Genomic DNA, 19,185 nt, shown 5'->3' with positions numbered 1-19,185 from the left:
CGACTTCCGGAACTCATTGCCGCAAAACAGTTATCCGACTCGTCGGTGTGGGTTCGAGAGCCAAACAAGAATAGAGAACACATGACGAACCAGCCACCCGACGACCCCGACTCGACGCGACACGCCGACTCGACACCTGAACGCCAATCGGCCAGCGAAGCACTCGTCTCGCGCGCCCGGCGGGTCGTCCCCGGCGGCGCACAGACCGGCCTTCGCGCGCAGGCCTACGACCTCGGCGACGTGGCCTTCGAGAGCGCCGACGGCGCGACGCTGACGACGGTCGAGGAGAACGACTTGACCGACTACCACCTCGCGTTCGGCCCGGTTCTCCTCGGCCACGGCCACCCCGAGGTGGACGCCGCGGTGAAGCGAACCATCGACCGAGGAGTCCTCTACGGGGCCGGGACGACCGAACTCGAAGTCGAGGTCGCCGAGCGACTGACCGACCTTCTGCCGAGCGTCGAGATGGTGAACTTCTGCAACAGCGGGAGCGAGGCCACCTACCACGCCGTTCGACTCGCCAGAGCCGCCACGGGCAACGAGAAGATTCTGAAGTTCGAGGGCTGTTACCACGGCTGGCACGACTACGTGGACGTGAGCGTCTACCCGCCGGAGGCACACGTCGCCGAGCGCCATCGAGCCGGAGCGTGCGACCGAGATGGAGAACGCCAGCGAGCGGCGAGTTCCGGCGACGCGCCGCCGGAACTCGCCCCCTACCCCGAGTCCGACGGCATGCTCGGGAGCGCGGTCGAAAACACGGTCGTCGTGCCGTTCAACGACCCCGAGGCGTTTCGGGACGCGATGGAGCGCCACGGCGACGACCTCGCCGCGGTCCTCCTCGAACCCGTGCCCCACTCGGTCGGCTGTCTGAAGCCCACCGGCCCGTTCCTCGACGCGCTCGACGCCGAGACGAGCGAGCGTGATGTTCCGCTCGTCTTCGACGAGGTGATTACGGCGTTCCGCCACTCGGCCCGCGGGATGCAGTCGGAACTCGACGCCGACCCCGACCTGACCTGCGTGGCGAAGGCGATGGGCAACGGCTACCCGGTCGCCGCGGTCGGCGGCCGCCGGGACCTCCTCGAACAGGCGGGCGGCGACCACGAGTCTGGCGTCGTCATCAGCGGGACCTACTCGGGCCACCCGGTCGGTCTCGCCGCCGCGAGGGCGACCTTGGACCTCGTGGACTCGGAGAACGTCCCGGCCCGACTCGCCGACCTCGGCGGCCGGTATCGGGCCGGACTCCGGGACCTCCTCGAAGACCACGACATCGAGGGCCGCGTCGTCGGCTACCGGAGCATCTTCAGCGTCCAGTTCGGCGTGACCGGCGAACCGGAGTCCTACGAGGAGGTCGTCGGACTGGACGAGGAGCGATTCCGGAAATTCGCACGCGGGATGTACGACCGGGGGCATTTCTTCACGCCGAACCCCTACAAGCGCCATCACCTCTCGCTGGCCCACGACGAGAAGAATCTTGACGAGTACCTCGCCGACGCCGACGAAGTTCTAATGGAATTGTAAAAACGAAGTTATGTTAACATAGATTTGAGGGAGACTCAACTGTTTCCGAGTACATGCTATAACCCCGGTGTGGTTAGATTGACGAACACTTTTAACCTTCAAAACGGAATTTAGTGTTAGCGTTTATGAGACGAATTCTTGGTACGTCTCTTCGACGAGAAAGGCGTTTGACGAAGTTATCGGTACGCGAGTCCTCCAACAATGAGGGCGCATGGAGGGTAGTTACCTTCATGTCTACTCGAGAAGACGATGGTTTCCAACGTTACTCTCGGCCCCCTTGGTATGGGGGTTCTGGCTGGCGCAGAGATGATAAGAACGGGCCTTCTCAGTAGTAATCTTCCGGTTGCTACTGTAGGCGTAATTATCTGTGGGTCGAGTCTGGTACTCGGCTACGCAGTAGCGCGGCCCCGCCAAAATAAGCCGAACCCCGACAAAGGTGAGAACCGAACTGGGTAAAACGGCACCGCCTTCATAAGCGGCTAACCTCACTCCACGAACTTACAACTCTTTTGAATACCCTCATCCAGATTAGTACCCACAGCGGCTATAGAAATCGGGAAGATGATGGTTTCCAACGTCATCGCGGTCGTTGGTAAGGCGACCGCCACTGGCTGGTCAGCCGATAGTGAGGCGGCTGGGATCAATTATTCCAGTGGATTGACGTTGATCATGGACTCGGTGGTGATGACATACCTAGTCCATCCTGTTCTACTCTCTTTTAGTCCCTAAAAGTTACGATGGTTAGAAAAAAGCGGTTTTCAACATTCTCAAGGCCACTATATCCAAATTCTTCTTTACTGGCGGGTGTTGCGAAAGTGCAACATCTCCACTATTAGAAAATATTTGGGGAAATCCTTGGATAATCTCAGTTTTTATATCTACTGTGCATTAATGGGGGAGAAATCTGGTATAATATGGATGAATATTTCTATTTCATTGATGCGGTGGCGATGGGATTTAAATGAGGGGTAAAAATAGCATACAGTGGTCAAATTCTATGCCAGTCGCTCGATAACTTCCGAGCCTTCCAGATACGGGAAGCCGTGGCGCTCGGCGTAGGCTCGGGCGTCCTCGGGCGAGAGCGCCTCGCCGGTCACGTCGTCCAGCATCTCGCAGACGACGACTGCAGGCTCTCTACCTGCGGCCTCGGCCAGCGCGATGCCCAACTCGGTGTGGCCCTCGCGGTCGGCCAGCAGGTCCGGGGCGGCCCGGAGGACGTGGACGTGGCCCGGCGCGCGGAACTCGTCGGCGAAGTCGGTCTCGTCGGGACTCGCGGCCGCGTCCGCCAACTCGGTAATCGTCGTCGCGCGGTCCTCGTCGGTGATGCCGGTGTAGGTGTCCCGGTGGTTCACCGGGAGCGAGAACGAGGAGCGCTCGTCGTAGCCCAACTCGTGGGCCGCGCTCGCGGGATGGTCAAGCGTCTCCTCCAAGAACGGGAGGCCGAAAGCGTCGGCCACCGCGTCCGAGAGCGCCACGCAGACCAGCCCTCCGGCGTCGTTGCGCATCCGAGACACGTCCTCGGGCGTGACCGCGCCCGCCGGATAGATGAGGTCGGTCTCGCCCTCACGGTCGGCGGCGTCGTGGACGAGGAGCGCCGACCCCTCGCGGAACGCCTCGATGGCGGCCTCGACGCCCGCGGCGGCCTGACTCATGCGTCCTCCTCGACGTGGACGGTCACGTGGTCGCCGTCTTCGAGTCCCAGCTTCTCGCGCAACTTCTCGGGCGCGATGACCTCCAACTGGTCGTCGTCGTGGTGGGTGCGCTCGGGCGCGATGGTGTGGGCCTCGTCGTACACCTCGCCGTCCTGCGTTTCGACCACCGCGGGGTAGCAGACCGCGGGACCGTAGGTCCGGTCGTCGTCCTCCCAGCCGTCTATCGGCACGGGGTCCAGCGCCTCCATCGCCGACCGCGCGCGCAGGCTCTCGTCGGTCAACTCGACGTTCAGCGTGCCGAGGAACGGTTCGTACCCGAGTCGGTCCTCGAACTGCTCCATGTAGCCCGGCAGGGAGATGTAGTGGCGGCCCTCACCCATCCCGCTGGTGACGGTGCCGGTCAGGTCCACTCCGGCGGGCGTCTCGAAGATGCGCCGGTAGTCCTCGTACTCGCGCTTGAGCGACCACTCGCCGTCCTCCGTGATGGCGACCCACTGACCGTCGCTGACCATCTCGCGCTCCACGAGTCCGGCGTCGTCCAGTCGCTGGAGTCGCCGCGAGGCGGTCTGATTCGAGGCGTCGAGGCGTTCGGCGAGGCCCGAACAGGAGACCTTGACCTCGCCCTCCAGTCCGCCGTCGAGCGCGAGGAGTTTGAGCGCCGCGAGTTCGTCGTACCCGACTGCGCGCGGCCGTGTCGCTGACATACTCGATACTCCGGCCGCGCTCGGTTTAAGGATAACGGATGCGGTACGGTTCTCAGAAATGGAATGGGGTGGAATGCCGAGTTCCGAGCGACGAACGGCGGTTGTGTTTCGACCGTCGGATTTCCTCCACCTGTTTCTTCCGGAGTCGTCCTTAGTCAGCATGTGCGGAATTTGCACAAGAATATTCCGTCTGAAACGAGTAGCGGGCACGAGACGAGTCGATGAGAAAAGACGCTCGAAAACGAAACGCATCTGAGACGCACAGGAGACTCCTCCACGTCGCCACCGAGGAGGTAGCCCACCAACTCCTCGTCGACATCGCTGGCCACCCCGAAGGCGCACCGAGCGAGAAGGAACTGAACTGGGCGAACCCCGACGTGTCCCGGCGAACCGTCGGCCGACGACTGGGCGACCTCGTGGACTCGGGGGTCCTCGAAGAACTGCGTTACGACCCCGGCGAACAACCCGACGAGGCCGACTCGAACGTCCGGACGTTCTACCGGTTCACCGACCGCGCCCGCGACCTGTTCCACGAGGTCGGCATGTTCGACCCTGCTGTCTGGCGACCGGTGTACGCCCGCGTCGAGAAACCCGAGGACGTACAAGCCGCCGAAGCGGTCCCGCGTCCGGACTGACGACCAGACCTTTCTCCGTCGAACGGTATCGAGGACACATGGATGTGCAGAAAGTGAACCTCGATTCGGCGTTCGACTCCTTCGAGGAGCAGTGGTCGCCGCGCCTCGCCGCGGAACTCAACGAACAGGCCGTCAAACTCGCCAAACTCGAAGGCGAGTTCGTCTGGCACCACCACGACGACGCCGACGAGCTATTTCTCGTCCGCGAGGGGCGACTCCGTGTCGAATTTCGGGACGAGGAGACCGACGAAGACGCGGCACCGAGTGACGACGTGACCTTGGAGGAGGGCGAGATGCTGGTCGTTCCGGCGGGCGTCGAACACCGCCCGGTCGCGGAGTGGGGCGAAGCGGAGGTGTTGCTGTTCGAGCCGACCGAGACGAAGAATACGGGAAACGTCGAGAGCGAGGAGACCGAAGACGAGTTAGAGCGAGTGTGACGCCTATGACGATAGACGAAACCGAGTCGAAATAGACTATATCTCTCGAAGATAAGTCGGCTTCGTGAACGACGACTGGTCGCAAAACCGGCTGTCGGAAGACGAACGGCGCGTGTTCGACTTGCTTTCACACAGAATACGCCATCTTGTCGTCCAATTCGTCCTCGGCCATCCACAGCATCTGCCGTCGCTGACGGAACTAGAGTATGCGATTCCCGAGTCTCGGGCAGAAATACGTACGCAACTCGACTCGCTCGTAGAAGCCGGTATTCTCGGCCGGTACTCTCCGGAAGGACCGAAAGAGAAGACGGAGGTACCGTCGGAGTTCTACGGTCCGACCGAGTACGGCGTCGGACTTCTCTACGAGTTCGGATACCTTCGCGGTGTACCGGTCGTACAGGCGCTGTACCAGAACACCGAAAAATCGCCAGCAGTGGAGCGATACGAGAATGCGCCGCGACCGGACCTTCCCGATGCAGTTCGGGACGCACTTTCGACGGCCGAAGAGAATAGCGAGGTCACCCAAACTGACGAATCCTAATCAGTCCCCGGAAACCGCGTCCCGCGCCCAGAACTCGCTGTCCTTCTTCAGCTTCGGGACCCACGTGTCGTCGGTCTTCGACAGCAGGGCCACGCGCGAGACCGGCACGTCCTTCAGGTACTCGTGGTCGGGCATGTGCTGTTGTATCTCCTCGGAGAACGCCACGACCTCCTCGTGGTCCAGCATCGACTCGCGGGCCACCCGGTCGCGCGACTCGCCGACGTGCATGTAGGATTTGAGTTCCACGAAGTCGGGGTCCGCGCGCTGGTAGAACCCGGCGTACCACTCCGGATGGTGGACGTTCTCGCCGCCGACCAAGGTCGTCCGGAGGACCGTCCGGGTCTCGTCCTTTTCGGCCAGCACGTCCATCGTCTCGACCAACTTCTCCCACGCGTCGTCCTCCATCGCCTTCACCACTTCGTCGAAGGTGTGGCGCTCGGGGGCGTCCACGCTGACGTAGAGTTGCGTCGGGTCGCAGTCGCGGATGATTTCGGGCCGCGTGCCGTTGCTCACGAGGAACGTGGTGATGTCGCGGTCGTGGAACGCCTCGATGAGTTCGGGAAGATAGGGGTAGAGCGTCGGTTCGCCGTCGAGGCTGATGGCGACGTGGCGCGGTTCCATCGACTCCTCGAACCGCTCGCGGGGAACCTCGTCGTTGCCGCCGAATCCCGAGAGGAGTTTCTTCTGCAACTCGATGCTGGCGTCCACGACCGCCTCGGGGTCGTCCCACTCCACGTCGCCCAACTCGTAGGCGTGGCCCGCGTGGTCGCGCCAGCAGAAGACGCATCGCTCGTTGCACTTGACGACCGGCGTCATCTGGATGCACCGGTGGGACTCGATGCCGTAGAAGATATTTTTATAACACTTCCCCTCTCCGCGCAGGGCGTTGGCGGTCCAGCCGCAGGTCTGGGCCGCGGTGTGGTTCTCGTGGTGGTAGTCCGGCGAGTCCACCTGCTTCGGGCCGTCGGCGTCGCTCATTACCGTACGAATGACGACCGAGGCTAAAACCTTCTTTCCTCTGTAACCCGCGCCGCCGGCTCGGCCGACTCGTCGCCGCTCGGTCGTCTCCCGGAACGACGGCGGACGGTTAGCTCTCCAGCGTCGCGTCGAGCGCGATTTCGGGTCCGGCCAGTGCCTTCGACACCGGGCAGTTCTCCTTGGCGCGCTCGGCGAGGTCGTCGAAGGTCTCGTCGTCGATTTCCGGAACGGCCGCCTCCAGCGTCAGGTCGATGCGCGGAATCTCGAAGCCGCCGCCGTCGGCCGTCTCCAGATGGACATCCGCCTGCGTGTGGAGGCGGTCGGCCGTGTACCCCTCCTCTTCGAGGAACGCCGTCAGTTGCATCGAGAAACAGCCCGAGTGGGCCGCGCCGATGAGTTCTTCGGGGTTGGTGCCCGGTTCGTCCTCGAAGCGGGTCGGGAATCGGAACGTTCCCGCTATCTGGCCGCTCTCGGTCTCGAAGTCGCCGCTTCCGTCTTTGCCTCCTTCCCACGTGGTCTCGGCCTCTCTCGTTGGCATGGTTCGGCGACGCTACGACGAACGCGCCTAAGGAAGTACCGGCGGAACGCCGAATCGTATCGACCGGCACTCCTCGACTCACTCGAACAGGAGTACCGACGTGAGGTCGGGGTTCGAGAGTTCCAAGAGCGCGTAGCCGACGCCGCCGAGGCCGCGGAACAGCGACGGGTCCGGCCGGGTCTGCGTCCCCGACCGGAGCGTCGGCCCGCCGTCGCCGGAGACGATGGTTCCGGCTACCCGTCTGGCCCGACGTTCGTACTCTGGGGCGTTCAGTTGCCGCCCCGCGCGGCCGAGGAGTGCCATCCACGACGCGGTGCCACAGCAGGCGTGGTCGTACGGGGGCACTCGGTCGGCCGGGGCCGACAGCGCGCGCTCCACGTCCCGGCGGACGGACTCGTCGGATACGGTCGCCAGCGTCCCCAGTCGCGCCAGCCCGATGCCGGTTCGGCCGGTACACCAGCCATCGACCGTCGTCCCGGCGTGCATCCGGAGGTCGGCCCACGTCCCCGACGCGGCGTCGTAGTGGGTCTCCTCGAACGCGACGGCGTCCAGTACGGCCTCCCGGAAGCGGTCCTCGCCGGTCGCGTCGCCGAGTCGCGCGAGGGCGTAGCCGACGCCCGCGGCCCCGTGGGCGAACCCGGTGAGGGGTCGGTCGTCCATCCCGAGCGGCCAGCGACCGCCCGAGCGTTCGGCCAGCAGGCGGTCGCCGCAGGTCGCGGCGCGGTCGAGGAGGTCGTCGTCACCCGTTCGCTCGGCGAGCGCCGCGAGGCCCAGCGTCGCACCGGCGAGGCCGTCCATGACGCCGTAGCGGTCGGTGGCGGCCACGCGGTCGTCGGTGACGGTCGCGGCCACGCGCCGGGCGTCGGCGAGGTAGTCGCCGTCGAGGAGGTCGTCGAGGACGCAGAATCCGTAGACGAGTCCGCCGACGCCGGTGACGCCGAGGTCGTCGGGAGCGCCGTCGGCGGCCACGGCGTCCCGGACGCCCGCCGCCGCGTCGGACGCCAGCGCGGCGGCGTCGTCGGCGACCGCTCCGTCGGCCGTGGCGGCGACCGCCGCCGCGAACGTCGCGACGCCGAGACGACCGCGGTAGAGGCTCTCGTCTATCCACCGGACGAGGACGCCGCGACTCCCGTGAGACGACGGGACGCACCACGCTGGCTCGCCGTCGTCCTCGACCGCCGCGGCCGAGACCCGCTCGAACAGCTGTCGGGCGACGCGTTCGGCGGCGGCGTCCGATATTTGGTCGGACTCCTCGGCCGGTCGAGCGCCCGTATCGCCGAGGTAATCGGCGTCGTTGGTGTCGTGGTAGTCGCTGTCGTTGGTATCGGAGTGGTCGGCGTCGGTAGTGCCGGAGGAGTCGGCGTCGGTAGTGCCGGAGGAGTCGGCGTCGGCAGTGGCGGAGTGGTCGGTGTCGATGGTATCCCGGCCGTCGGCGTCGGCGTGGCCAGCGCCCTCGGCGTCGTCGCTGGCCGACTCGCCGAACGCCAACTCCACGTACCGACACTGCTCGCGTCGGTCGGTCGCGTCGAGCGCGCGGAGTCGTCGCTCGACCGCCGCTCGGGGGGACAGCGACGCGAACTCCTCGACCGGTTCCGCGGGACCGTGGAGCGTTGTTCCGGTCGTTGACATGGTGAGCCGGGGCACGTCGAGTCGCTCGACGGCCCGCCGCTCGTGGTCGTGGACGCTCCACGGCGCATCGACGGTCTCGGTCGCCTGCGGGCGCGCGAGCGCCTCCAGCTTACAGCCAGCCTTCAGCCCCGTCTGGAGGTACTCGGGCGTGGTCAGCGACGAGAGGACCGTCCCGTACGTCCGGGTCGCTCGGTAGATGACCCGAACCTCGGCGTCGTCGAACGCGGCCAGCGGGCCGTCGTCGGCGAGGAGGGCCTCGCGCTCGTCGGCCAGCGCCTCGTGGGCCGCCCGGAGGCCCGCCCGGAGTTCGCCGAAGCACTCGTCGGCCGGAACGGTCTCGCCGTCGATGTGGGGCAGGTTCTCGAACGTCTCGACATCGTCCTCGACCGACTCCATGTCCATCAGGTCGGTGTTGACCGCGGTGAACTCCCGGCGCTCGCCCTCGGCGTGGAGTTCGTCGGAGCCGAAGCCGCTGAGGTCGGCCAAGTCCGAGTCGGGGCGGTCGACGGGCAACAGGCCGGTCCGAAGCACCGACTCCCGGAGCGCGGGCGTGTCGTCGTGGGGAAGTCGGTCGTCGGAGAACGCCGGGTGCGCGAGGGTCTCCACGTCCACGACGACCGGGTGTTCGCCCGCCGCGACGAGGTTCTCCAAGTGGCCGTCGGTGAACCGGAGCGCGTACAGCACGCCCAGTAGCGCGCCCGCCCGGCGGTAGTACCGCTCGACGGCGGCGCGGTCGGGACACGAGTCGGCCCGGACCCACTCCAGCCAGCCGTACTCGTCGCGGGCCAGCACCGCAGGGCGCTCGATAGTCGGGAGGTCGGTCCGCTCGGCGAGCCAGTCGAGCAGGTCGTAGAACGCGGCCTCAACGTCGAGCGCCCGCGGCTTGTAGGCGACGCGGACGCCCGACGCGAACGTGACCGCGAGGACCGCTCGGCCGTCCTCGTGGCGGTCGCCCGCGGCCTCGACCGCTTCGACGGGGCCGAGGTCGCCCTCGCCCAACCGACGCCGCAGGCTCGGTCGGTCGGCCGCCAGTCGCGCGGCGAACTCCTCGACGGTTGCGACCCACTGGCGGACCGTCGTCACGAGCAACCGCGCGAGTAGGGCGTACTCCTCGACGAATCGCACGAACCCGTCGCCGAGCATCGCGTCCACGAACCCGCGGTAGTGGCGGCGGTCGTCCTCGGGCGGGTCGGGGTCCTCGGCCAGCGCCAGTTCCCGGTCGTGGTGGGCGACGTAGGTTTTGAACTCCACGAACAGCGAGTGGGCCGACAACTGCGCCAGTCGCTCGTAGAGCCACGGAACCATCGCGTCGGCGACCGACGGCACCTCCGCGGGTGCGACCGACGCCTCGACTCGCTCGCGGGCGCGGGCGACGACCGGAGCCAACACGTCCACGAACGGGACGTTCTCGGGCGTGGGCACCGCGGCCGACTCCCGGTCGGCGGCGGTCACGTCGGCGACTATCGCGTCCAGTTCGTCCACCCAGTCGGGCAGTGGGTCGCCCTCCGGCCACCCGTGGGACGACACCGCCGCCCGCGCTTCCTCCTCGGAGACGCCGAGGAGGTCGAGGCGACGCCGGAACGACGCGGCGTCCCCGTCGGCGACTCGCTCGCGCCACTCCGCCACCCACTCGTCGGGGTTCTCGACCGGCGGGCCGCCCTCGGCGGGGGCGGCGACGCGCTCCCGGAGCGTCCGCGCGCGTCCGGCGATTCGCCGCCGCCGGTCGTCCGATAGTCCGCGGCTCACGGCCGGGCCTCCTCGGGTCGTCGGCGGGCGACCGGCGTCCGTCGGTAGCCCGGCGTCTGTCGGCGACCCGCTATCGGGAGACACCACCGAGTGGAGGTGGGCTTCGGTGCGGCCACCGTCGGTGTTCGAGGTCGATTCGTAGCGATTCGAGCGCCCCGGTCTCGGCGACCTCGGACGCAGTAGCGTCGTACCATTTCGAGAGGAAGTACCATCGGCAGTTGTCGTCGTCTCGCGGAACGAGCGACCGAGCGCGCACCGTCTGGCGGACCGCACGCTCGGCCGACCGCGTCACGGGGACGGAGAACGGTACGTCTCGCGTCGGCGTACCTGTCCCCGACGAAGTTCGGTCCGAATTAGGGGGCGGTCCCCCGCGTCGTCAGCAACAGTGTTCGAAGCTGTACATCGAGGCGGACGGGAGGCCAGCTTTGCTCTCGTCCGGCACGTCGTGGTCGGCGTGCTTGTACTCGGCTTCGACTTCGGTGCGCAGCGATTCGTCGTCGTTCGATTGAATTGCAACGGACATTGCAACCTCATAGTTGAAACCATCTGTATTAAAAATTTCCCCCACTATAGAATTTATTTATAAGAGAAGAAAGAATGGTTCAGGACTGAAGATAGGAACACAGACCGGTAGACAACGCCGCCGAACGCGGTCGTCTCGACGTAGAGTCGGCTTCGAGGTAGGTTCGATACACAATCGCTCGGTCGTCCGGTCCTCGCCGCGCCGTGAAACCCACTACTCGGCGGTTTCCGTGGTCGAGTCGTCGTCACCGTCGCCGTCCGATTCCGCTCCGTCTGAGACCGACCGACGGACGCTCTCCGTGCGGCCCTGCCCTCGGTCGGTTCGGGTCGCCTCGCCTCGGGTGGCGTTTCTTCCCGCGTGGGGTTCTCGCCGGTCCGTCCTCGCCGCGGTCTGTTCGACCGCGGCCGCGAGTTCGTCGCCGGTCTCGCCCTCGTCTCCGTTCCCGTTCGCTTCGCCGGTCTCGCTTGCGCGCTTCGAGTCCGAGGAGACCTCGGGGGCGAGTTCGTCTCTCACGAGGTCCGCGAACTCGGTCGGGTCGTAGATGCCGTCCACCGAGACGGTGAGTCCGCTCGCGGCCCCCGACCGGACGGCGACGTGACCGAGACCGAACAGCGACTCCCAGACCGTCCGGCGCTCTTGGACGCCCCGCACCTTCTGTAGGGGCACCTCGTCGCGGACCAGCGAGACGAACCGGTACTCCTCTAACACGCGCTGGTTGGTGACGTAGTAGGTCGTGAGCGTGTTGCGCCAGTAGCGGTGGATGCCCCGCGAGAAGAGGTAGAACCCGACCGCGAGCGCCACCGTCGGGTAGACGAGCGGTCGCTCGGTGAAGTACAGCAGGTAGCCGCCGCCGCCGAGAATCGGCATCGAGACGAACGTCTCGGCGAGCGCGTTTCGCTGGGCGGGGTCGCGCTGGTCGAGTATCTCCTCGGCCTCGCGCATCCGGGGCGCTTCGGGGGCACCGACGTACCGGACGTACGCGCCGAGTCCGACGACGAAACAGCCGAACGCCGCCAACAGGAGTCCGGCGAGCGGCGGCGCGTGAGGCTGGTTCTGCACTATCGGGAGAGACGACTGGAAGCCGAACAGGTAGACGCCAGCACCGATTAGCGGACCGCCGAACACCGCGCTCCAGACGGCGGGGAGACCTCGCGCCACGGTTAGCTCCCCTGTAGCATCTCGTAGACGATTCCGAACGCCGACGTGAGGATGCCGATCAGCGTCAGCGTCGTCTGTCCGAACACCGTTCCGCCACAGCGCGCGAAGAACCCGCGCTCGCAGGTCGTCGGCGTCGTGGTCGAGACGGTCCCCGTCCGTTCGCTGGTCGTGACCGCCTCGGTCGTCGCGGTCGTCGTCGCCGTGAACGCCGGGGTAGCCGCGGCCGTCGTCGCGGGCGTCGAGACCGGAGCCTCGACGGTGAGCGGTCGCCGGGCGAGCGAGTCGTTGCCGACCCAGACGCCGTGGTCGGTGTTCCGACTCGACACCGGGACGGCGGCGCGCTCGACCGCCGCGTAGTCCGCGACGAAACGCACCGTCCGGCGCTCGCCGACCGGCACCTCAACCCGGTCGGTCGTCACGACCGAGCCGTCGAGTCGATAGGCGAGTTGCCCCTCGAACGGGACGGTATCGACGTTTCGAACCGTGATGTTCGCGTAGACTCGCCCCTCCTCGCGCAGGTCGTCGGCGGCTCGGAACTCCTCGACCGCCAGCGCCGAGGCGTCCCCGCTCGGTCCGGCGACGATGCGGGCCGCGTCGCCGTCGCGCTCGCCGCCGTCCGCGACGACGGCGTGGTCGTAGGTCGTCCCGTTTCCTAGTTCCACGCCCGCGGCCGCTATCGCCGCGGTATCGACCGCGAACGCGACCTGCTCGCGCTCGCCGCCCGCGACCGTGAGCGTCTTGTCGGCGACCGTCTCGCCCTCGAACCGGTAGGCGACCCGGCGCGTCACCGAGATGTCCGCGGGGTTCGAGACGGTGGCGAGGACGACGAACGACCCGCCGCGCGAGATTTCGACCGGCGCGTCGAACTCCTCGACGCGGAGGTCCACGTCGGGACTCACCCGAATCCGCCGGGCGACGCCCGCCCCGGACTCGTTTCGAACGCCGTGGACGTACGTCCCGACGGCGGCCGACTCGTTGCCGGTCCCGAGGTCGTCGGTCGAAAGCTCGAAGGTCACGTTCTGCGACGCGCCCGCCGCCAGCGACACGTCCCGCGAGGAGACCGTCTCGCCGCCGAAGGCGTAGCCGACGGGGTCGGTCCCCGCGCCCTCGCCCCGGTTGGTGACGGTCGCGGTCACCGCGAACGTCGCTCCTCGGCGGACGCGCTCGGGGGCGTCGAGACCGGCGACGACCAGCGTCGAACGCCCGTTCTGGCGCGCTGTCGCGGTCGTCTCGGTCTCGCTCGCGGCAGTCGTGTCGTCGGTCGTCGGAGCGGTGTCGGTCGTCCCGCTCTCGGTCGTCGTGGCGTCGGTGGTCGTGCCGCCGTCGGCTGTCGGGGTGCTGTCGGTCGTCGGGGTCCCGCCGGTCGTGTCGTCGGTCGTCGAGGTACCGTCGGTCGTCCCGTTCTCGGTCGTCGTGGCGTTGCTGGTCCGGGCGGCGACGGCGCTGGCCGCGCCGGTCGCCTCCTCGTCGTGGGTTGTCGAGTCCTCCCAAGACGCGAGGTCGGTCGGTGCGACGCGGGTGGGCGCGGCGTCGCTCGGCGGTCCGCCTTCGGTGCCGCTCGCGACGGCGACGCCGCCGCCGACCGCGAGGAGGGAGCAGACGAACCAGACCGCGAGCGCGGGGAAGAACCGGTCGAACTGCCGAAACACGAATGGGTGTGTTCGCCCCCGGCTAATAAAATCCCGTCCCGAAGCGGCGGATACAACCCCGGACCCTCGCGGCTCCGCCCTCGGTCGCCGGGACCACCGCGGTTCGACCGATGCCCGCTCCGGCGTCGTGTTCACGCCGACTCGGCGGTCGTCGGCAGGACCGACTCCGCCGCGGCGACGACGGCCTCTCACTCCTCGTGCCACGGTCTCACGGCGGCGAGCCAAACAGTAGCGTGCAACCGAACGTGTCGGGTCACGGGCGCGACACAACGAGTCGGAACGACAGGTGCGGCAGAACGAGTCGGAACGACGGGCGCGACGCTCCCGTCGATTCGACCCACCGGAATCCTGATGTGAATCGTCCTCGTCGGTTGATGCGTTCACTACTATGATAGCACTGCGCACGACACTCGTCGGCGGCCAGACCGGGGCGACGCGATGACTGTCTCGCTCGACTACGACGAGTACGACCTCGGAAGCATGACGTGGGAGGACGCCGAAACCGCCATCGAGGAGGCCGACTTCGCGGTCGTCCCGCTCGGGAGCGTCGAGCAGCACTCGCTGCACCTCCCGGTGACGGTGGACACGCTCCGGGCGGAGAACCTCTCGCGGGAACTGGTCGAAGCCGCCGCCGACCGCGACTGCTCGATGGTCCGCCTGCCGACGCTCCCCTACGGCTACTCCGAACACCACATGAACTATCCGGGGACGGTGACGCTGATGGCCGACACGTACCAGTCGGTGCTGGAGGAGATCGGCGAGTCGATGGCGGCCCACGGTGCCGACCGACTGGTGTTCGTCAACTGCCACGGCGGCAACCGGTCGCCGATGAAACTCGCGGCCGACCGCATCCAGCGCGACCACGGCGTCGAGGTCTATCCGGTCCACTGGACCGACTACGCCCGCGACCAGCTAGAGGAGGAGTTCGGCGACGAGTGGGGCCACGCGGGCGACCACGAGATCAGCGTCGTGGAGTTGTTCCACCCGGACCTCGTGCGCGAGGAGAAAAAAGAGCCACAGACCAGAAAAGCGAAGTACGAGGCGCGTCAGTTCGCGTACTTCGACGACCTCACCGAGCAGGGCGGGTGGGGCGACCCGACGAACGCCGACCCCGAGTTCGTCGAGGAGGTGGTCGCCGACGCGACCGAGCGCATCCTCGACGCGATCGAATCGGATATGGACGAGCCGTCGTAGCAATCTTATCCAACTTTTAAACAATCTATACAAGTGTTATAGATAAGTAGAAGTATTTTAAACACTCTTCCTGCTATCTCGACTTGCGGGCGACCTCCTCTCGACCGACGCCGACCGCACTCGCCGCGCCCCGCCGGTCGGCTTTCTATCCGCGGGTGCGACAGTAAAATAGATGTAGAATCGCCGAGACGACCGGGACGATGGACGACTCGCCGACCAGACGGACGCTCCTCGGGGCCGCGGGCGGACTCGTCGCGGCCGCGAGTTCGGGACGCGCCGCGTCGGCCGACTCGGCACGTCTCGCGGGCCTCGGCGACGGCGCGCTCGGGAACGCGACCGACGCCGTGCCCGACCACCCGCTCGCGCCGACCCCCGAGGTCGGGTGGGCCGTCGAGACCGAAAGCGAGCGCCCGCTCGCGAAGTGGTCGGCGGCCGACGAGACGCTCTACCTCGGGACGCCGACGGGCGTCTCCGGGTTCTCGCCGGACGGCACCGAACGCTGGCGGCGCTCGATAGCCAGCGTCGAGTCGGACGTGCCGGTCGAGGTCTACCCCGGCGACGGCGCGGTCTACGTCGAGGGCGAAACCGGTCTGCGCGCGCTCGACGCCGCCGACGGCGACACGCGGTGGCGCTACTTCGGCGACACCGGCGTCGTGGCGGGCCACGTGGACGTGTCGCTCGTGACGCCCGAAGCGGTCCTCGTCCGCGAGGAGGGCCTCACTGCGCTCGCGGCGGCCGACGGCGAGGAACGCTGGCGATTCGAACCGGACGACCCGCTCTGGTTCCGGCCGCGCTTCGACGGTGGCACCGTCTTCGCCGGGACGATTCGGGGTCTCGTCTACGCGCTCGACGCCGCCGACGGGAGTTTGCGCTGGCGCGCCGACCGGTCGGCCGACGGTGCCCGCCACTTCTCGGTCGCTGGCGTGACCGACGAAAGAGTCCTCGCGTGGGACGCCGAGGAGGGAGAACTGTACGGTTTCGACCGCGCCGACGGGGCGCTCGGGTGGCGCTTCGACCCCGAGACGGACGCGACGGGGTTCCCCGGAACCGTGCTGGAACGCACGGCGTATCTCGGGGACAGACGGACCCTCCGCGCGATTTCGACCGACGACGGCACCGAACGCTGGCGATACGCCGCGGGCGAGAACGTCGTCGGGTGGCCGCAGTTCGCCGACTCGACGGGGTACGTCGGTACGGTCGGCGGCGTCCACGCCGTTTCCACCGCCGACGGGACCCGCCGGTGGACGTTCTCGACCGGCGCTGACGCCCCGGTCTACGTCGCTGGCGTCGCGGACGGGACGGTCGTCGCCGACAGCAGAGGAGACGCCGTCTACGGACTCGACGCCGAACGCGGTCGCCTCCGGTGGCGCTTCGGCTACTCCGGCCACCCGCGGTGGTTGCCGCAGGTCGCCGACGATGCGGTCTACCTCGCCACCGAGGAGGGCACCCTCTACGCGCTCTCGGCCCCCGACTCGACGCCCGTCTACGACGCTTATCGGACGGTCTCGTCGCCGCTCGGTCTCGGCGTCGGCGGCTTGTTCGCCACTGCGCTGTCGGCCGCGGCGTACCGCCGTCGCCGCGAGCGCCCCGCCCGCGACGAAGAGGACCTGACCGACGAGACCGCCGACTCCTCGCTCGCGGATTACGACTTCGGCGACCTCCTCGCCGACTTCGAGCGCGCCACGGTCCACGAGGCGCGCAGTCCGACGGGCGAACGCGTCGCGCTCGCCAGTTTCGACCCGGACGCGCTCTCGGCAGACGCCTTCGAAGCGGCCGTCGAGACGTGGGCGGACCTCGACTGCCGGGGCCTCCTCGGCGTTCGGGCGTGGGACGGCGACCCGGTGCCGTGGGTCGCCACCGACCCGGTGGACGCGACGCTCGCGGACCGCGCCGCCGACCTCCCGACCGCCGACCTCGCCCACGCGCTCGCGGACGCGGCCGAGGCGGTCCACCGCGCCCACCGCGCTGGCGTCGTCCACGGCGCGCTCTCGGCCGAGACGGTCTTTCTCGCCGACGGCGAGGTCCGGGTCGGCGGATGGGGACTGGCGGCGGCGTGCCGCGAGGAGTCCGGCGCGTTCGGGGAGGACGGGCCGGGCGAGGAGTCCGACATCGGACTCCTCGTCGGAATCGCCGCCGAACTACTGCCCGACGACGTGCTGACCGACGATTCGGGGGACCTACTGGACGGGCGGGACTCGGCGCTCGAACTCGCCGACGCGCTCCGGTGGGCCGTCCGGGAGACCGCCCGCCCCGGACGGCGGTGACGGCGAAACGTGTCCGCGTGGACGGAGTAACACGGTTCAGAAACCCATTTACCCCCCGGTCGAAAACCACAGAGTAACATGTATCTCCAGTTCCGGGACGACGTGGAGGACGCGCTCGTCTCCGCACTCGAAGCGCTCGACCTCCCGACCGACGACCTCGGCGTCGAAGACCCGCCGGAGGGCGTCGAGGCCGTCCTCGCCAGTAGCGCGGCGTTCCGCCTCGCTGGCGAGGAGGGCGCACCGCCGCCGCAGGTCGCGGGGAAGATAGCGGGCGAAATCGACGCGAGCGAGTACGACCTCATCGAGGAGGCGTCGGCGCAGGGACCGTACGTCAACTTCGTACCGAGCGACGCCTACTACGAGGGCACCGTCGAGGAGGCCCAGCGCGAGGACTTCGGGCACCTCGAACCCACCGGCCAGCGGGTCGTGGTCGAACACACCTCCGCGAACCCGACCGGGCCGGTCCACGTCGGCCGGGCGCGCAACCCCATCGTCGGCGACGCCGTGGCGCGGGTCCTCTCGTTCGCGGGCCACGACGTTGACCGCCACTACTACGTCAACGACGCGGGCCGCCAGATGGCCGTCTTTACGTGGGCCTACGAGACCTTCGACGAGGCAGACCTCGATTCGGACCCCGAGCGCGACAAGGCCGACTACGACCTCGTGCGCTACTACCGGAAGGGTAACCGCTTCCTCGAAGACGCCGACCCCGACGAGGTCGAAGAAGCCGAGGACGAGATTCAGGCCATCATGCAAGGTCTCGAAGCGGGCGACGACGAGACCTACGAGCGCGTCCGAGAAGTGGTCGATACCGTCCTCGGCGGGATGCGCGAGAGTCTGGACCGCCTGCCCGCCGAGTTCGACGAGTTCGTCAAGGAGACGCGCTTCCTCCGCAACGGCGCGGCCGACGACGTAGTCGCTCGCCTGAAGGAACTGGACGAGGCCGTCTACGAGGAGGACGCGTGGCAACTCGAACTGGACGAGTTCGGCATCGAGAAGAACTTCGTGTTCCTGCGTTCCGACGACACGACCCTCTACGCGACCCGCGACTTGGCCCACCACGAGTGGAAGTTCGACAACTACGACCGGGCCGTCACCGTCCTCGGCGAGGACCACAAGCTACAGGCCCGCCAGATGAACGCCACGCTCGACCTGCTGGGCAACGACACTGACCAGTTGCGGCAGGTCATCTACTCCTACGTCAACCTCCCGGAGGGGAAGATGTCCACCCGCGCGGGCACCGGCATCGACTTGGACGACCTGCTGGACGAGGCCATCGACCGCGCCCGCGACGAGGTCGAGACCAGACTGGACGACCGCATCCGCGACGACGACCTGACCGAGGAAGACGTGGAGCGCATCGCCGAGCAGGTCGGCATCGGCGCGGTCCGCTACGACATCGTGTCCAAGCAACCCACCAAGGCCATCACCTTCGAGTGGGACCGCGCGCTCGACTTCGAGGCCCAGAGCGCGCCCTACGTCCAGTACGTCCACGCGCGCTGTTGCGGCATCTTAGACGAGGCCGGACTCCGGACCGCGCCCGACTCGTTCGACGCCTCCCTGCTGGAGACCGAGGCCGAGCGCGAACTGCTGGAGGTCGTCGCGCGGTTCCCCGCCGTCATCGAGGAGGCCGCCGAGGACCTCGAACCTCACGTCGTGGCGACCTACACGCGCGACATCGCCGAGACGTTCAACACCTTCTACCGGGAGTGTCAGGTCCTCTCCGACGACGTTGACGACGACCTGCGGGACGCCCGCCTCGCGCTGGTCGCGGCGTCGAAGCACGCGGTCGGCAACGCCCTGCAAGTGCTGGGCGTCGCCGCGCCGCGGTCGATGTAGTCACGTCGGGGGCGCGACTCCCGCGCTCGCGCCGATTCCGACCGCGACCGATACCAACTGTCCGCCGACGAACAGAACCGCTCCCGCGCCCGCTCCGAGCGCCAGTAACACGAAGAGCAGTATCCACCAGAACGGAACCGCGGTATCGTCTGCCATACTGATACGTTCCACCGCGAAGCA

Annotated in this window: 16 protein-coding genes; 7 read left to right on the top strand and 9 right to left on the bottom strand. The window is 67.5% G+C overall.

All coding sequences use genetic code 11. The features are described from left to right. The first annotated feature begins 81 nt into the window (after positions 1-81). A complete protein-coding gene (locus EPL00_RS20525) occupies positions 82-1,518 on the top strand; it encodes an aspartate aminotransferase family protein (protein WP_135854778.1) in 1,437 nt (478 codons plus the stop codon). A 995-nt stretch (positions 1,519-2,513) separates the two neighbouring features. On the opposite strand, the gene ribB is transcribed toward EPL00_RS20525, so the two are convergent. Together ribB and EPL00_RS20515 are read right to left on the bottom strand one after the other, a co-directional pair. Further along, positions 2,514-3,170: a 3,4-dihydroxy-2-butanone-4-phosphate synthase gene (gene ribB / locus EPL00_RS20520; protein ID WP_135854779.1), complete on the bottom strand. Its 657-nt coding sequence runs from the start codon at positions 3,168-3,170 to the stop codon at positions 2,514-2,516. Continuing rightward, a complete protein-coding gene (locus tag EPL00_RS20515) occupies positions 3,167-3,874 on the bottom strand; it encodes a DUF120 domain-containing protein (RefSeq protein ID WP_135854780.1) in 708 nt (235 codons plus the stop codon). The genes ribB and EPL00_RS20515 overlap by 4 nt, the downstream gene beginning before the upstream one ends. 221 nt (positions 3,875-4,095) lie before the next feature. Here EPL00_RS20515 and EPL00_RS20510 point away from each other — a divergent pair, with 221 nt between their 5' ends. From EPL00_RS20510 to EPL00_RS20500, 3 genes are all read left to right on the top strand, one after another. Further along, positions 4,096-4,509, top strand: a complete 414-nt coding sequence (locus tag EPL00_RS20510; protein WP_135854781.1) for an ArsR family transcriptional regulator — start codon at positions 4,096-4,098, stop codon at positions 4,507-4,509. A 44-nt stretch (positions 4,510-4,553) separates the two neighbouring features. Then, on the top strand, positions 4,554-4,946 hold the full coding sequence (locus tag EPL00_RS20505; RefSeq protein WP_135854986.1) for a cupin domain-containing protein: 393 nt from the start codon (positions 4,554-4,556) through the stop codon (positions 4,944-4,946). Positions 4,947-5,010: 64 nt separating this feature from the next. Next, positions 5,011-5,487 carry an ArsR family transcriptional regulator gene (locus tag EPL00_RS20500; protein WP_135854782.1) on the top strand — a complete coding sequence of 159 codons (477 nt, stop codon included), beginning with the start codon at positions 5,011-5,013 and terminating at the stop codon, positions 5,485-5,487. Here the strand turns inward: EPL00_RS20500 and twy1 are convergent, their stop codons facing one another. From twy1 to EPL00_RS20470, 6 genes are all read right to left on the bottom strand, one after another. Continuing rightward, positions 5,488-6,465, bottom strand: a complete 978-nt coding sequence (gene twy1, locus EPL00_RS20495; RefSeq protein WP_135854783.1) for a 4-demethylwyosine synthase TYW1 — start codon at positions 6,463-6,465, stop codon at positions 5,488-5,490. It lies immediately after the preceding gene. A 109-nt stretch (positions 6,466-6,574) separates the two neighbouring features. Next, positions 6,575-7,003, bottom strand: coding sequence for an OsmC family protein (locus EPL00_RS20490; RefSeq protein WP_135854784.1), 429 nt, complete (start codon positions 7,001-7,003; stop codon positions 6,575-6,577). 78 nt (positions 7,004-7,081) lie between these two features. Next, a complete protein-coding gene (lanM, locus tag EPL00_RS20485) occupies positions 7,082-10,378 on the bottom strand; it encodes a type 2 lanthipeptide synthetase LanM (protein WP_162224288.1) in 3,297 nt (1,098 codons plus the stop codon). 376 nt (positions 10,379-10,754) lie between these two features. After that, positions 10,755-10,901, bottom strand: a complete 147-nt coding sequence (locus tag EPL00_RS20480) for a hypothetical protein (protein ID WP_162224287.1) — start codon at positions 10,899-10,901, stop codon at positions 10,755-10,757. Positions 10,902-11,114: 213 nt separating this feature from the next. After that, positions 11,115-12,059: a PH domain-containing protein gene (locus tag EPL00_RS20475; protein ID WP_135854786.1), complete on the bottom strand. Its 945-nt coding sequence runs from the start codon at positions 12,057-12,059 to the stop codon at positions 11,115-11,117. Between the two features lie 2 nt (positions 12,060-12,061). Further along, entirely contained in the window at positions 12,062-13,708 is a 1,647-nt protein-coding gene (locus tag EPL00_RS20470; RefSeq protein ID WP_135854787.1) for a hypothetical protein, read from the bottom strand. Positions 13,709-14,146: 438 nt separating this feature from the next. Between EPL00_RS20470 and EPL00_RS20465 the strand changes: the two genes are divergently transcribed. The 3 genes from EPL00_RS20465 to argS all read left to right on the top strand — a co-directional run bounded on the left by EPL00_RS20465 (position 14,147) and on the right by argS (position 19,005). Continuing rightward, entirely contained in the window at positions 14,147-14,902 is a 756-nt protein-coding gene (locus EPL00_RS20465; RefSeq protein WP_135854788.1) for a creatininase family protein, read from the top strand. A 200-nt stretch (positions 14,903-15,102) separates the two neighbouring features. Further along, a complete protein-coding gene (locus EPL00_RS20460) occupies positions 15,103-17,166 on the top strand; it encodes an outer membrane protein assembly factor BamB family protein (RefSeq protein ID WP_135854789.1) in 2,064 nt (687 codons plus the stop codon). A gap of 78 nt (positions 17,167-17,244) precedes the next feature. Continuing rightward, positions 17,245-19,005, top strand: coding sequence for an arginine--tRNA ligase (gene argS, locus EPL00_RS20455; RefSeq protein ID WP_135854790.1), 1,761 nt, complete (start codon positions 17,245-17,247; stop codon positions 19,003-19,005). Here argS and EPL00_RS23700 read toward each other — a convergent pair whose 3' ends face one another. Continuing rightward, the gene (locus EPL00_RS23700) at positions 19,006-19,161 is read right to left on the bottom strand and encodes a hypothetical protein (RefSeq protein WP_202932723.1); all 156 of its coding nucleotides are present in this window, start codon (positions 19,159-19,161) and stop codon (positions 19,006-19,008) included. It abuts the gene before it with no gap. Between the last annotated feature and the right edge of the window lie 24 nt (positions 19,162-19,185).

It is taken from the genome of Halorussus salinus, assembly GCF_004765815.2.
Lineage (GTDB): Archaea > Halobacteriota > Halobacteria > Halobacteriales > Haladaptataceae > Halorussus > Halorussus salinus.
The sequence above is the reverse complement of the archived record's forward strand: the minus strand, read 5'-3'. Positions and strand labels throughout refer to the sequence as shown.